Genomic DNA, 14,980 nt, shown 5'->3' on the forward strand with positions numbered 1-14,980 from the left:
AGTCGCTTAAAGGCGGCAAGGGAGTGAGTCCCCAGAAGCACAGATAACGATGTGTTTTGACGAAGGCGAGTCTACCTGACCAGAAAGGTTATTTGATAAGCAGTAGTACAGTTGTTGTCGCCTTCCATAACTAAATAAGATTGTTTCGCCAAAGATAAGACCACTATATAGTCAGGAAGGCAATTAGTGAGGAACGCGTCAATTGTCGGCGATAATGCATCTGAAATTACGATTCACCGCAGTTGTTCAAACACATAGAATCCCCTTCGAACCGAGATAATTAGGTCTGCTGGTCATAGTCATTATTCAGTAAGAACGCAGGTTGCAGCGGCGGATCAGGGGCGTGAAGAAAAATCCTGTGCCCCAAACTTTTTGGACAAGCGCTGAACCTGCCGTATACTTTTACTTAACGTACACTCCGCCATAAAAATAAACCCTGCGATGATACCGTAATGCCATAGGCATAACTTAAGGATATGCCATAAATCAAGCGAAGCATGATTTAACTTCTCAGTGATTGCGATAGTCTGTACAAATATTATGGGATGAAATAATAAGACGCCTAACAAAAATATCCCTGCCACGATCATGGCGAGTAACTGAAAAAAAGCCCATCCGATAACGAAACGGTAAAGTAACAGCAATAATAGCCGTCCACATTTTCTTAGCCATTCTGACTGCAAAATGCCCCAGGATGCTGTCTTTTCGTGAATTTCACCATCTGATTTCTTCATTTTGAGCCTCCTCGCAGGTTTTTATAATTTTATCGCCCAACTGGAAATAAATCCGTCAGCTAATCGTTACAACAAATATAATTAAGACAGAAACTAAAGAGTAAGGCATTTATATCATAAGTGCTATCAGTATTGGCCTTCTGCCCTACCGCTAAATATCTCATTGTTGTTAGCCTAATAATACTTTCAGTTTAACTTCTTATAAGAAAATTTCTACACGGTTGAGCAACAATTTACTTTATCTAAAAATAATATAGTGTGTAATTAATCATTACTTATGGTACATGATGATGTGAAAATTAAGAAAACCGTTTTAGTTTCATTCGTTTTACCTGACATACTTCATGTCCAGGAGGCGTGGGCATGACTAAAGCTACGGGTCGATTTGAACGTTCAGGACAAAGCAAAAATCAGGTGTTTCACCGATAGGCAAACCGATGGGCAACATGGGATAATATTTTGAATACCACCTATTCCAGTAATGAAGTATTATATAATCACTTGTGGTCTAAATTATGCCAATTACTATCGGGAGAGGGTTTTTAAAGAGTGAGATGTTTTCTCAAAGTGCCATCTCTCAACGCTCCTTCTTTACGTTACTATGGGAAAAGATTAAAGATTTTTTCTGTAGCACGCGAAGATCCGCTGCCGATCAATATATAAAGGAATTATGTGATGTTGCCTCTCCGCCTGACGCGCAACGTTTATTTGATTTATTTTGCAAGTTATATGAATTATCATCACCATCATGCAGAGGAAATTTCCATTTTCAGCACTATAAAGATGCTGAGTATCAATATACAAATCTCTGCATTAAAGATGACGAAGATATTCCGTTATGCATTGTGATACGTCAGGATCACTACTATTATGAGATAATGAATAGAACAGTGCTCTGTGTTGATACTCAGTCTGCCCACCTGAAAAGATATTCTGATATTAATATAAAAGCTAGCACTTATGTTTGTGAACCACTATGTTGCTTGTTCCCTGAGCGGTTACTACTCTCGCTATCCGGCGGTATAACATTTTCCGTTGACCTAAAAAATATAAAAGAGACGCTTATCGACATGGCAGAAAAGGGTAATTTATGTGACTGGAAGGAACAGGAAAGAAAAGCCGCCATCTCCTCCAGGATTAATCTGGGCATCGCCCAGGCAGGTGTACCACCTATTGACGATGCTATTAAAAACAAAATAGCCGCAAAGGTTATTGAGAATACTAACTTAAAGAATGCAACATTTCATGCAAATCATACACAAAGCTCAGTTACTCAACTAGTTTATTCATGTTTGTTTAAGAATGAGATATTAATGAATATGCTTGAGGAAAATTCCTCTCATGACCTGCTATGTTTAAACGACCTTGTTGAATATGTAGCGTTACAAGTTCATAACAGCCTTTTTTCTGAAGATTTATCTTCACTCGTTGAAACAACAAAAAATGAGGCTCATCACCAGCGTTGACCACTCCATAAATAGTATGGTTTACAATCCCCTGGCAATACCAAAACCATCTAGTACAATAACTTTAAATATATACTTCCATGGAATAATGGATTTACTATGGAGCGAATTGGCTCGTTATTTTTATAATTGAGATACTGAGTATAAGTATATTTTCTCATACAACTTATCGCACTTATTGACAAACCGTTTTCGCTAATTTGAAGTGTTGAATAATAACTCAAAGAAATTATTGGCATCATAGCCTCACGACGTAACTGGAAGGTGGAATGATGCTTACAAAAACGTTATCAGTAGTTTTACTGACCTGTGCGCTGTTTTCAGGCCAGTTACTGGCGAAACAGCAAGACCACGCATTCGTATGGTTTGCGACGGGAGGGCACCAACTTAGACACGAAGCCGACAGTGATGAATTACGGGCGGCAGCGGAAGAATCCGCGGAAGGCTTGCGCGAGCACCACAACTGGCAGAAATCGCGCAAACCAGAGAGCTATTTTCGTTAATTAAACGCCCCTACGCTTCGGCAGCGTTTTCATCAGCGCTTCAGGGCTCACTGAAGCGACAACGCTGCCGGGCTGGGGCATTTTTAAGATGTGGTTTTTAATTTTGCCAATGACATGCATTTCGCAAGGGCGGCAGTCGAATTTTAGCGTCAGTACCTCATCGCCATGCACCAACTGCATCGGCGTGGCTTTCCAGCTCTTAATATTTCCTTTCGCCTGCTTAGGACAAAGGTTGAACGCAAAACGCAGGCAGTGTTTGGTGATCATGACCGGTACCTCTCCCTTCTCCTGATGCGCCTCATAGGCCGCATCAATCAATTGTACGCCGTAACGGTGATAAAATTCCCGCGCTTTGTGGTTGTAGACATTAGCGAGAAAGCTGAGATGCGTTTGCGGATAGACCGGCGCAGGCTGCGCCACGGGTTTCCGACGACCTCGTTGATAATGGGCCAGCCGCGCCGCGTCAAGCATATCAATCGCCTCCCGACGGAACTGATTGAGCAGGCTATTTGGCACGAACAACGCCGCCGGTAATGTCACCTGCATATCACGTGCGTAGTAAGGCGTCTGTCCCAGCTTCGCCAGTCCGGCTGTTAGGTTATTCAACGCTTTTTCAGAGTTATTGGCTTCCTCAAATACCCCGTCAAGCGTATGCGTGATGCAGACACCGTCTTCACTGGTCAGCGTCAGAATAAGCTGTTCCTGCCAGCCGCCCAGCATGATATCAACCGCCACACGGCGCTCACTGGAGGTTTTTGTCAGCGCTTGCTGCCAGTTATGATCCAGATTACGATTCAACGGATGATGCGGACGGACTTTATGCAGGTCGGCAGGCATATCATTTGGCCAAACGCGGTAGCGGTTATGACCGGTTTTCTCCACCGTATTGGCGCGAAAACCCACCACTTCACGCTTAATCAACACGTTAAGACCATCGCCATTCGCCAACGGCTCCGTAGCTTCTACATCGAGATAATCCTTCGCCACATTCAGCACCTCGCCTACCGGCAAGCCAATAAATTTTGGTGAATCAAATGCGCCAATATCGCCTTTCCGCGCGTTAACAAAATAGTCGGTGCTGCCGCGGTGGAAGGTTTTCTCCGTGGAGGGAACAAAAAAGTGCTCGGTCCGACCAACCGACGCACGCGCCAGATCGCCACGTTGCTCGATAATCGCGTCCAGCATCTGACGATAATGCGCGGTGATGTTTTTGACATAGCTCATGTCTTTGTAGCGCCCTTCAATCTTGAAGGAACGTACACCTGCATCGATCAACGCGCCGAGGTTAGCCGTTTGGTCGTTATCTTTCATCGATAGCAAATGTTTTTCGTAAGAGACCACCCGCCCCTGATCGTCTTTTAACGTATACGGTAAACGACAGGCTTGCGAACAGTCGCCCCGATTGGCGCTGCGCCCGGTTTGCGCATGAGAGATATAACACTGCCCAGAATAAGCGACACACAGCGCGCCATGAATGAAGAACTCAATCGTGGCGTCAGTAGCCTGATGAATAGCCGCTATCTGACTCAAATTAAGCTCGCGCGCCAGTACAATCTGTGAAAAACCGACATCGGCAAGAAATTTCGCTTTTTCCACACTACGAATATCACACTGTGTACTGGCGTGAAGCTCAATCGGCGGGATATCCAGCTCCAGAATGCCCATATCCTGCACAATCAGCGCATCCACCCCGGTGTTGTACAAATCGGTGATTAACCGCTGCGCGGGCTCCAGCTCATCATCATGCAGGATAGTATTCAGCGTGACAAAAATCCGGGCGCCGTAACGGTGAGCAAACGGGACCAGATCGGCGATATCGCGCAGACTGTTACTGGCGTTATGACGCGCGCCAAAACCGGGTCCACCGATGTAGACGGCATCTGCGCCATGCAAAATCGCTTCGCGAGCAATTGCGGCGTCACGGGCCGGACTTAACAATTCGAGATAGTGAGGTTGCTGGCGCATACAGTCTTTCTTATCCAATAGCAGCGAAATGGCGGCTATTGTAGTCAGAAGCGCAAACTAACGAAATAGTTTTCCCGCTTAATCACGCGGGTAATGGATCAGCGAGTGAAAATGAACCGTCTGGTCACTACTGTTGCGATAGGTATGCGCCATATCACCGGCAAAACGCAAACCTTTACCGGCGTCTATGGTTTGCCATACCCCACCAGTACACATGTCCAGCCGACCCTGCATCACCACCACATGTTCGATAACGCCGGTTTTATGCGGCGTTGATTCGCTGACCGCGCCTGGCGCCAGCAATAGGGAAAAATAGTCAAAACAGAGTTCAGGGTCCCACGGAAACAGCGGTGTGATTACCATCGCTTGCTGCTGGGGATCGAAGGTCGGAGGAAATTCGGCCTGCGGAGGCGAAATAAACATTGAGAATGGAACGTTCAGGCCCGTCGCAATTTTCCACAGCGTTGCGACTGTCGGGCTGGATTCATTACGCTCTATCTGCCCCAACATGGCTTTTGAGACGCCGGAGATCTCCGCCAGACGCGATAAACTCCAGCCTCGCTGATGGCGTAGCGTTCTTAACGTGGTCGCCAGATAGTGTGTCAGGTTATCCATTTTTCCCCCCTGTAAGGCCATAGCGTATCACTTGTACGCTATAACGCACAATGCTACATTGACTGACCGTTATAACGCACAAGAGGCGATCATGCGTCTGTTATCACTGCCGTTACCTACTGTATTATCTGGTCTGGTCGCCGTTCTGGTCGGCTATGCAAGTTCCGCCGCCATTATCTGGCAGGCGGCGCTCGCCGCTGGCGCAACACCCGCAGAGATCGCCGGCTGGATGACCGCCCTCGGTATAGCCATGGGCATAAGCACACTAACGTTAACCTTGTGGTATCGTGCGCCGGTTTTAACCGCCTGGTCAACGCCTGGCGCCGCTCTGTTGGTAACAGGGCTTCAGGGATTATCGTTGCCAGACGCGGTGGGCATATTCATTGTCGCCAATGCCCTGATTGTGCTGTGCGGCGTCACGGGATTATTTGCGCGTTTGATGCGGATAATCCCCCATTCTCTTGCCGCCGCAATGCTGGCGGGAATACTGCTACGCTTCGGCCTGCAGGCGTTCGGGACGCTCAACGGAGAGTTTGTCATGTGCGGCGGTATGCTATTGGCGTGGCTACTCTTTAAAGTATTCGCGCCCCGCTATGCCGTTATTGCTGCCATGGTGATGGGAATAACGGTGGCGCTCATCCAGGGTAAGGTGGCGATGAGCGGTATTCATTTCGCGCCGGTGTGGCCCACCTTCGTTCCCCCCCACTTTTCATTCGCGCAAAGCCTGAGCGTCGCGGTACCGCTCTTTCTGGTGACGATGGCATCGCAAAACGCCCCCGGCGTCGCCACAATGAAGGCGTCTGGCTATCAGCTTCCTGTCTCTCCGTTAATGATTTTTACCGGATTGCTGGCGCTGCTGCTTTCGCCATTTGGCGTTTATTCTATCTGCATTGCCGCCATTACAGCCGCCATTTGTCAAAGCCCGGACGCGCACCCCGATCCAACGCGTCGCTGGTTAGCGGCCGCCGCCGCAGGCGTTTTTTATTTACTTGCCGGGTGGTTTGGCGGTTCGATAACCGCGCTGATGGTCGCCCTGCCGGTTAGCTGGGTGCAAATGCTGGCTGGTCTGGCACTGTTAAGTACGATTAGCGGTAGCCTGTATCAGGCGCTTACTCACGAAAATGAGCGTGACGCGGCAGTTATCGCATTTCTCGTCACCGCCAGCGGGCTAACGCTGATGGGCATCGGATCGGCATTCTGGGGGTTGATCGCTGGCGGGATAGGCTACGCTGTATTAACGAGAACGCGCCGCCCATCGTTGTCTGGCTGATGGCGACCGCTAATCTGCCGGGGTTTGCGCCATCTTGCGATGGCGCCGCAGAACTATTTTTTGTTAACGTCAAACATAGAGGTATCCGTCGCCATATCATCCACGACCTGTTTCAACGTCTCAAACGCCATTGGCGTACTGGAATTACTCAGGTCTTGACCTTCACCCTGGCGCACTACCTTGACGACCGGCTTGTTGGTCGCGGCATCTATCAGCTCACCCTCAAAATAAAGGTGGGTATCCATGGTTCGGTGGCCCGTCGCCATTTGCGTGCCCGCCACAATCAGCGCTACAGGGATTACCTCATAGAATTGTAGCCCTTCTTTGCTGGTATCCACGCCCGTAATCGCCCCGCGGAAAATCAAACTGCGCGGCCCTGGCGTCGTGACCAGCGGTTTGCGCTGTTCAATTGCTGATTTTACTTTACTGTTCGTATAAGCCAGCAGTTTATCAAGAACTTGCTGCCCGACCTGGGTCGTTGGCTTGGGGACGGGATAGTACGTTATCGGATTGTAAACAATATTGTCATAGTTAGAGTCATTGAAATGTGGATCTACCCAGCGCAACACCGGTTTTCCCGTGGCGGAGGTAGTTTCCTGCAGGTCCGAATAATTTTTTAAGAATCCAGAATACTTATCCGGCTGTGTGACTTTGGACGCACAGCCGGATAACGCCAGCAAGCCAGTAAGCACTGCAACTTTAAATAAAGTATGAGTACGCATGAAACGATCCCTTTAGTCTTCGCAATGATGCAAAGGAAATAATAGCAAAACGAAATCATTCTGGATGCACTAAAAATGGTAACGACAGCACAATTTGAACGCGGCGCCCGACAAAAAAATGCCGAACGCAGCGAGACTTACAGAACTTGCATCGGTCAGGCCGGTTTTCTCGCCAGCATCGTAGCAAAGCGCAGTTTGATACGGTTGCCGTTTTCGTCCGTGCGGTGAAGCTCGCCGACATCTTCGTTGTATTTCAGCATGTCCCATCCTTCGTAATAGCGGCGTAATTCGCCTTCTTTAAAAGCGAACGGGAATCCCACCGTACAGGGAAAGTCCGGCGTATCCATTGCCGCAACAATCAAATTATACCCGCCGGGTTTTGTGCAGCGTTGCATATTGGCAATTAAACCGGGAATGGTTTGCGCCTCAAGAAACATCATAACCACCGTCGAGAGAATAAAATCGTACTCGCCGTCAAAGGTCAATGTATTCAGATCGACAATGTCGGTTTGCAGATTATCCAGCCCTTCTGCCGCTTTAATACGCTCAAGGTTAGCCATACTGGCCGGATTTTTATCCCATGCGGTAACGTCATAACCGTTCGCGGCCAGATACAGACTATTGCGGCCATTGCCGCATCCCAAATCCAGCGTTCGGCCCGGCGCGACAACCTTTGCCGCCGCCAGCACATCCGAATGCGTGCGGGTTAATCCATATTTCTCAGTAAAGTAATTTTCGTCACGAACGGTCATTTTTTTCCTCCGTTTTCAACAGTGCAGCGCGCTCAGTGCGAATAAGCAACGTCCCCTGCACCAGCAATAGAAATGTACGAACCAGCAATAAGGCGATAATAGCGTTAGTGAAAATAAACAGCGGGACGGCCAGAATATGGAAAAGCCCTGATTCACTACCGTGACCAAGATGTAACCCCGTGGTCGCCAGCGCGGAAACGCCGAACGAAAAACTCCAGAAAGAAGCATTAAACGGTTGTGATAAATACCAGGGCATTAATCGCAGCATAAATAAAAGTTGTAACAGACCGTAGCCGAATAGCATTTTCGCCAGCGTGTCGCCCTCCCCGCCATTGACGCTCAGCCAGGCGCTACAGGCGACCAGCGCGGGCGCCAGTTGGATACCCAACGACGTACGCAGCACCGCCGGTAATTCGCCGCAGCTACGCAGTCGCTGCAAAATAACCGGTTCCAGACTTAACCACGAAAAAACGCCTGCGCCTAAAAACACCAGTCCGGCATCATTGTAGCCGAGCGCTCCACAGGCCATGGCGCTGATAAAATTATTCGCTACCGTGGGCAGATAAAGCCCCGGGGTTGTCGCTTCTTCCGGATGCGCTCCGCGCCAAAGTCCCGCCGTCTGCCATGCGGCATACGCCAGTTGTATGACGACCCCCACGCTGAATAGCGCAACGGCCAACGGGCGATACCAGGGAACGAAGCCGATCGCGACCAGCATCGTGGTGGCGGGAAACAGGCTGACAAAACTGCTCATTACCGGATGTCGCACTTCAGCCATCACGCTATGGGGAAAGCGCACAAGACGGCTAAGGAACGCCAGGGTCAAGAGTGCCCAAATAATCATCGCCAGGATCACCATGATGTCGCCGGGCCAGTGGCTTATTGCCCATATCTGGCTGGCATAACGCCAGGCGAATCCCATACCGATAGTGCCAAGGACGATGCCAAAATAGCCCGCAGGCAGATTGAGCACACGATCGCTCTGCTTGTGATTACGCATTTTGTTTAATTTATAAAGTATATTTTAAATGCATTTTATGGAATTTCTGGTTGTTTCGCCAGTACCTTTGCTACGGTTATCTTAATCGTTCACACGGAATTTCCCTATGACCAAATATCGACTGAGTGAAGAACCTCGTGCTTTTACTTATCAGGTAGACGGTGAGAAGAAAAGCGTCTTATTACGACAAGTTATTGCCGTAACGGATTTTAACGATGTTAAAGCCGGAACCTCCGGCGGCTGGGTTGATGCCGATAATGTGCTGTCACAACAGGGGGATTGCTGGATTTATGATGAAAACGCGATGGCCTTTGCGGGCACGGAAATTACGGATAACGCGCGTATCACGCAGCCGTGCACGCTCTACAATAACGTGCGAATAGGCGATAACGTCTGGATTGATCGCGCTGATATCAGCGATGGCGCACGGATAAGTGACAACGTCACCATTCAGTCCTCTTCCGTGCGCGGAGAGTGTGCGATTTATGGCGATGCCCGCGTGTTAAACCAGTCAGAAATTCTCGCCGTTCAGGGACTAACGCATGAACATGCGCAGATTTTACAAATTTACGATCGCGCCACCGTGAACCATTCGCGGATTGTCCATCAGGTACAGCTTTATGGCGACGCCACTATCACACACGCTTTTATTGAGCACCGGGCGGAGGTCTTTGATTTCGCGCTCATCGAAGGCAACAAAGACAATAATGTCTGGATCTGTGACTGCGCCAAAGTCTATGGCCATGCGCGGGTTATCGCCGGCACAGAGGAAGATGCTATCCCTACCCTTCGCTACAGCTCGCAGGTAGCGGAACATGCGTTAATCGAAGGCAACTGTGTGTTAAAACATCATGTGCTGGTAGGCGGACATGCAGAGGTACGCGGAGGCCCGATTTTACTGGACGACCGCGTGCTGATTGAAGGCCATGCCTGTATACAGGGCGAAATTCTGATTGAGCACCAGGTCGAGATTAGCGGACGGGCGGCGGTGATAGCGTTTGACGGCAATACTATTCACCTGCGCGGCCCAAAAGTGATCAATGGCGAGGATCGTATTACGCGTACCCCCTTAGTCGGTTCCCTTTAATCCGCATCAATAATGCGGGCATACATATTAACGTCGTGATAGTCGCCGTTAAGATACTCGGCCTGTTTCATACAGCCTTCCAGCGTAAAATGGTTGCGCCGTGCGACCGCATTACTGGCTTGATTATCAACGCGGCATTTAATGACGAAGCGCCGAATATCGCCGCGCCGGGCATAATGTGTCATCAGCGCCTGTAATGATTGCGACATTATCCCTTGTCCCTGGAGGGACTCATCCAACCAGTAACCGATATAGGCGGCTTTGTTTATCGGTTCGATGGCATTAAATGAGAGTACGCCCGCCATCTCATTCTGGCAGAAAATCAGGTACATTTTGGCGTAACCACGCTGGTGCAACAGTATATTACCCTGCACATGCTTACGCGTTTCCTCCTGCGACGTGACATATTGCGGCCAGTCGAGCGACTGTTGTAGCCACGCTTTGTTTTTGAGTACCAGTTGGTGCAGCGCCGGAACATGACTTTCATCTGCCGCTTGCAGTTCCAGCGTCGTGCTAACAGGAATAATTTCCACCATCGCGTTGCCCTTCTTCGTTGTTGGTCGTGATCACATAAATAGCCTGGTTTACCGATAACCCGCAGGTGATATGAGCGTTTTTATTGTATCGCCATCACATTATTTTTTATTGGCCCTATTTAGCGTATTTCCGCGTGACACATTTCACACTTATCCAACCATTCTCCGCCTATAAAACGCTCAACGACTGATTGTTTTATCACCACGGAGACGCCAATGACCTTTTCTGTGCAGGAAACGCTTTTTTCTTTACTGCGGCTAAACGGGATTTCAGGACATGAAAGCAGTATTGCAAACGTTATGCAGCACGCGTTTGAACAGCAGGCCAAAGACGTCTGGCGGGATCGCCTGGGCAATGTCGTCGCCCGTTATGGCAGCGATAAATCCGACGCGCTTCGCCTGATGATTTTTGCGCATATGGATGAAGTGGGTTTTATGGTACGCAAGATCGAACCCTCCGGTTTTTTACGTTTTGAACGCGTGGGCGGCCCGGCGCAAATTACTATGCCCGGTTCGATTGTGACGCTTGCCGGACGTTCAGGCGATATCATGGGCTGTATCGGTATTAAAGCATATCACTTCGCGAAGGGTGACGAGCGCACCCAGCCTCCCGCTCTCGATAAACTCTGGATTGATATCGGCGCAAAAGATAAAGCGGATGCCGAACGAATGGGTATTCAGGTGGGGACGCCAGTAACCCTTTACAACCCGCCGCACTGTCTGGGCAACGACCTGGTATGCAGTAAGGCGCTGGATGACAGGCTGGGGTGTACGGCGCTACTGGGCGTCGCCGAGGCCCTCGCCTCCACACCGCTCGATATCGCGGTATTCCTGGTCGCGTCGGTGCAGGAAGAGTTCAATATTCGCGGCATTATTCCCGTTTTACGACGCGTGCGCCCCGACCTGGCGATTGGTATTGATATCACCCCATCCTGCGACACGCCTGACCTGCAGGATTACTCTGATGTGCGGGTCAACCACGGCGTCGGCATCACCTGTCTGAACTATCACGGACGCGGTACGTTGGCGGGACTGATTACGCCGCCGCGTTTGCTGCGGATGCTGGAGACCACCGCGCACGAAAATAATATTCCCGTACAGCGAGAAGTCGCGCCAGGCGTCATCACCGAAACCGGCTATATTCAGGTTGAACTGGACGGTATTCCCTGTGCCAGTCTTTCTATTCCCTGCCGCTATACCCACTCGCCAGCCGAAGTCGCCAGCCTGCGCGACCTGGCTGATTGTATCCGTTTACTGACTGCGCTGGCCAATATGTCGCCAGAACAGTTTCCCATTGAGCCTGAAACAGGCGCTACACAAGAGGCACGACCATGATGAAAAAGATCCTTGTGGCATGTGGTACCGGCATGTCGACATCAACCATGATTGCACAAAAACTGCAGGACTTTCTTGCGGAGCAAGGCATTGCGGCAACCACGGCGCAATGTTGTCTGAATGAGATCCCGTTGAACTGTAACGGTATGGATCTCATCGTAACGTCCATGCGTACGCACAGTGACTATGGCATCCCGACGCTCAACGGCGCCGCCCTGCTGACAGGCATCAACGACGACGCATTAAAACAAGAAATCAAGGCGCTGTTAACACAATAAAGGGGGCATTATGTTTGATTACATCCTGTCTCTCGGCGGCACCGTCTTTGTGCCCATCATTATGATTATCATCGGTTTAATCTTTCGTATTCCCTGGCTGCAGGCGGTGAAAGCCGGGGTGACGGTCGGCATCGGTTTTGTCGGCATGGGGTTGGTGATCGTCATGGCGATCGACAGTCTCAGTCCGCCGATTAAAGTGATGATTGAGCGTTTTGGCCTGACGCTGCATGTGTTTGACGTCGGCGCCGGGCCCGCGTCCGGCGTCGGCTATGCGACGGCCATCGGCGCTATGATCATTCCCGTTATCTTTCTGCTCAACGTCGGTATGTTGGTGACTCGTCTGACCAAAACCATGAACGTTGATATTTATAACTACTGGCACTACGCCATTACCGGAACGGTCGTCCAGTTGATGACCGGCAGTCTGATTTATGGCGTACTGGGCGCGATTTGTCACGCCGCCTTGTCGTTGAAAATGGCCGACTGGACGGCGAAACGAGTACAGAACATTGTGGGTCTGGAAGGGATTTCTATTCCGCAAGGGTATGGCTCCAGTTCCGTGCCGTTGTTCGTATTGCTGGATGCGATATACGAAAAAATACCGTTTATGAAAGGACGCAATATTGACGCTCAGGAGATCCAAAAACGGTATGGGATGGTCGGCGACCCGGTGATCATTGGCGTTGTTCTCGGGCTGATCTTCGGACTTGCCGCAGGCGAAGGCTTTAAAGGGTGCGCAACCTTAATGATTACCGTGGCGGCGATTATGGTGCTGTTTCCGCGCATGATTCGCCTTATCGTTGAGGGATTAATGCCCATTTCCGACGGCGCGCGTAAGTTCTTCCAGAAACACTTTAAAGGGCGCGAAGTCTTTATCGGTCTGGATACCGCAGTGACGTTAGGCCACCCGACCACCATCGCGGTTGGACTGCTGTTAATTCCCATCATGTTAATTCTGGCGAGCATACTGCCGGGCAATAAAGTCCTGCCGCTGGCTGATTTACCGGTTGCGCCGTTTTTTATCTGCATGGCCACGGTTATTCATCGCGGCGATCTGATTCGTACTCTGCTCAGCGGCATCATTGTCATGATTACCGTTCTGCTGATCGCCACCCAGTTCGCACCGTACTTTACCGATATGGCGCTCAAAGGCGGCTTTAGCTTCGCCGCTGAAAACGCGCAAATTACCGCGCTGTCGGTGGGAAATATGTTTGGCTGGTCAATATCTGAATTGATGTCGCTGGGCATGATTGGCGTGGTTATTGTGGTCGGCATTGTCGCCAGCATCATACTTGTCTTACGTAAACGTGAACTACCGGAATAAGGAGCAACCCAGAATGAGTTGGCTAAAAGAGGTAATAGGAACAGAAAAAGCCGTTATCGCCATGTGCCATTTACGGGCGTTGCCGGGCGATCCCGGGTTCGATACCAGGAAAGGCATGAACTGGGTAATTGACCGCGCCCATGACGATTTAATGGCGCTACAAAATGGCGGCGTGGATGCAGTGATGTTCTCCAACGAATTTAGTCTGCCTTATTTAACGAAAGTCAGACCGGAAACGACCACCGCGATGGCAAGAATCATCGGTCAGTTAATGAGTGAAATCCGCGTACCGTTTGGGGTAAACGTGTTGTGGGACCCTGTGGCCTCGTTTGATTTAGCGATGGCGACCGACGCAAAATTTATCCGCGAAATTTTCACCGGCGCTTACGCCAGCGATTTTGGCGTCTGGGATACGAATGTCGGCGAAACCATTCGCCATCAGCATCGCATCGGCGCAGGCCACGTGAAAACGCTGTTTAACATCGTTCCGGAAGCGGCGGTGTATCTGGGAAACCGCGATGTCTGTTCAATTGCGAAATCGACCGTATTTAACAATAACCCCGATGCCCTGTGCGTCTCAGGCCTGACGGCGGGTGCCCGCACGGATAGCGCCATACTGAAGCGGGTAAAAGAGACCGTTCCCGACACGGTCGTGCTGGCGAATACCGGGGTGTGTCTGGAAAACGTTGAGGAGCAGCTCTGCATTGCCGACGGATGCGTAACGGCAACCACGTTTAAAAAAGACGGCGTCTTCGCCAACTTTGTCGACCAGGCGCGCGTGGCGAAGTTTATGGAGAAAGTACGCCATATCCGACAATAAAATGGGGATAAGCAAAACGCTTATCCCCTGCAGAGAGCGATAACTCTTCTGCCGATCTCCGTCGCCTTCGCCAAAAGACACGCCGGGGATCGGTTCCAGAGTAACCCGAACCGGCAAGGAGTCAACGATCGATGATTAATGATGTTAAGTGGGTTCAGGCGCAACGCCATGCCAGCGACTGGCGACACGCGCTGGATATCGCCGTTCGTCCGCTGATTACCTTCGGCGCGGCGGCCCCCTGCTACCTGGACGGTATTATTGAGAACACCCTTAAATGGGGGCCATATTATCTTATCGCGCCGGGGATTGCGCTGCCCCATGCCAGACCAGAGCAAGGCGCCAACCATAATCAAATCAGCGTCACTACGTTAGCAACGCCGGTCGCTTTCGGCAATGCGGATTGCGATCCCATCTGGCTGTTGCTTTGCGCCAGCGCCACGGATGCCGAAGCACATATTCGCACCATTCAACGCATCAGCCAGTGGCTCGACTCGCCGGAAAGCGTCGCGATGCTGCAAGATGCGCCAAATGACGCCGCGCTTTTCGCGCAATTAACCGCATTGCGCTGATGGA

At 50.3% G+C, this 14,980-nt stretch carries 16 protein-coding genes and 1 pseudogene; 9 read left to right on the forward strand and 8 right to left on the reverse strand.

Annotated elements, in window-relative coordinates; translation table 11 throughout:
• Positions 1–71: 71 nt before the first annotated feature.
• A pseudogene (locus NA389_RS00565) lies at positions 72–303 on the reverse strand (hypothetical protein).
• 32 nt (positions 304–335) lie between these two features.
• Complete coding sequence (gene ugtL, locus NA389_RS00570; RefSeq protein WP_000747901.1) at positions 336–734, reverse strand: hypothetical protein; 399 nt, start codon at positions 732–734, stop codon at positions 336–338.
• Positions 735–1,249: 515 nt separating this feature from the next.
• Here ugtL and sifB point away from each other — a divergent pair.
• Both sifB and NA389_RS00580 read left to right on the forward strand, forming a co-directional pair.
• Positions 1,250–2,200, forward strand: a complete 951-nt coding sequence (gene sifB, locus NA389_RS00575; protein WP_001122937.1) for an SPI-2 type III secretion system effector SifB — start codon at positions 1,250–1,252, stop codon at positions 2,198–2,200.
• Between the two features lie 272 nt (positions 2,201–2,472).
• Positions 2,473–2,703: a DUF2554 family protein gene (locus NA389_RS00580; RefSeq protein WP_000956438.1), complete on the forward strand. Its 231-nt coding sequence runs from the start codon at positions 2,473–2,475 to the stop codon at positions 2,701–2,703.
• Here NA389_RS00580 and NA389_RS00585 read toward each other — a convergent pair whose 3' ends face one another.
• Complete coding sequence (locus tag NA389_RS00585; protein ID WP_001249761.1) at positions 2,704–4,668, reverse strand: peptidase U32 family protein; 1,965 nt, start codon at positions 4,666–4,668, stop codon at positions 2,704–2,706.
• 78 nt (positions 4,669–4,746) lie between these two features.
• Positions 4,747–5,283 carry a helix-turn-helix domain-containing protein gene (locus NA389_RS00590; protein WP_000369551.1) on the reverse strand — a complete coding sequence of 179 codons (537 nt, stop codon included), beginning with the start codon at positions 5,281–5,283 and terminating at the stop codon, positions 4,747–4,749.
• Positions 5,284–5,374: 91 nt separating this feature from the next.
• Here NA389_RS00590 and NA389_RS00595 point away from each other — a divergent pair, with 91 nt between their 5' ends.
• The gene (locus NA389_RS00595; RefSeq protein WP_001238500.1) at positions 5,375–6,553 is read left to right on the forward strand and encodes a benzoate/H(+) symporter BenE family transporter; all 1,179 of its coding nucleotides are present in this window, start codon (positions 5,375–5,377) and stop codon (positions 6,551–6,553) included.
• A 53-nt stretch (positions 6,554–6,606) separates the two neighbouring features.
• Here the strand turns inward: NA389_RS00595 and NA389_RS00600 are convergent, their stop codons facing one another.
• From NA389_RS00600 to tehA, 3 genes are all read right to left on the reverse strand, one after another.
• Positions 6,607–7,275, reverse strand: a complete 669-nt coding sequence (locus tag NA389_RS00600; protein WP_001259021.1) for a DUF3313 domain-containing protein — start codon at positions 7,273–7,275, stop codon at positions 6,607–6,609.
• 155 nt (positions 7,276–7,430) lie between these two features.
• Positions 7,431–8,027: a tellurite resistance methyltransferase TehB gene (gene tehB, locus NA389_RS00605; protein WP_000218275.1), complete on the reverse strand. Its 597-nt coding sequence runs from the start codon at positions 8,025–8,027 to the stop codon at positions 7,431–7,433.
• Positions 8,014–9,027, reverse strand: a complete 1,014-nt coding sequence (gene tehA, locus NA389_RS00610; protein ID WP_001243996.1) for a dicarboxylate transporter/tellurite-resistance protein TehA — start codon at positions 9,025–9,027, stop codon at positions 8,014–8,016. The genes tehB and tehA overlap by 14 nt, the downstream gene beginning before the upstream one ends.
• Positions 9,028–9,133: 106 nt before the next feature.
• Here tehA and ydcK point away from each other — a divergent pair, with 106 nt between their 5' ends.
• Positions 9,134–10,114: a YdcK family protein gene (gene ydcK / locus NA389_RS00615; protein ID WP_000170578.1), complete on the forward strand. Its 981-nt coding sequence runs from the start codon at positions 9,134–9,136 to the stop codon at positions 10,112–10,114.
• Here ydcK and rimL read toward each other — a convergent pair.
• Complete coding sequence (gene rimL / locus NA389_RS00620; protein ID WP_000229293.1) at positions 10,111–10,650, reverse strand: 50S ribosomal protein L7/L12-serine acetyltransferase; 540 nt, start codon at positions 10,648–10,650, stop codon at positions 10,111–10,113. The genes ydcK and rimL overlap by 4 nt on opposite strands.
• 216 nt (positions 10,651–10,866) lie before the next feature.
• Between rimL and NA389_RS00625 the strand changes: the two genes are divergently transcribed.
• The 5 genes from NA389_RS00625 to sgcA all read left to right on the forward strand — a co-directional run bounded on the left by NA389_RS00625 (position 10,867) and on the right by sgcA (position 14,976).
• A complete protein-coding gene (locus NA389_RS00625; protein WP_000144623.1) occupies positions 10,867–11,985 on the forward strand; it encodes a M42 family metallopeptidase in 1,119 nt (372 codons plus the stop codon).
• The gene (gene sgcB / locus NA389_RS00630) at positions 11,982–12,263 is read left to right on the forward strand and encodes a PTS sugar transporter subunit IIB SgcB (protein ID WP_000976132.1); all 282 of its coding nucleotides are present in this window, start codon (positions 11,982–11,984) and stop codon (positions 12,261–12,263) included. The genes NA389_RS00625 and sgcB overlap by 4 nt, the downstream gene beginning before the upstream one ends.
• 10 nt (positions 12,264–12,273) lie before the next feature.
• The gene (gene sgcC, locus NA389_RS00635) at positions 12,274–13,587 is read left to right on the forward strand and encodes a PTS sugar transporter subunit IIC SgcC (protein ID WP_000460835.1); all 1,314 of its coding nucleotides are present in this window, start codon (positions 12,274–12,276) and stop codon (positions 13,585–13,587) included.
• A 13-nt stretch (positions 13,588–13,600) separates the two neighbouring features.
• On the forward strand, positions 13,601–14,407 hold the full coding sequence (sgcQ, locus tag NA389_RS00640) for a BtpA family protein SgcQ (RefSeq protein ID WP_000118619.1): 807 nt from the start codon (positions 13,601–13,603) through the stop codon (positions 14,405–14,407).
• 131 nt (positions 14,408–14,538) lie between these two features.
• Positions 14,539–14,976 carry an SgcA family PTS sugar transporter subunit IIA gene (gene sgcA / locus NA389_RS00645; protein WP_000606454.1) on the forward strand — a complete coding sequence of 146 codons (438 nt, stop codon included), beginning with the start codon at positions 14,539–14,541 and terminating at the stop codon, positions 14,974–14,976.
• Positions 14,977–14,980 lie beyond the last annotated feature (4 nt).

The organism is Salmonella sp. NW645, from assembly GCF_051703725.1.
In the GTDB taxonomy this organism is placed as follows: Bacteria; Pseudomonadota; Gammaproteobacteria; order Enterobacterales; family Enterobacteriaceae; genus Salmonella; species Salmonella enterica.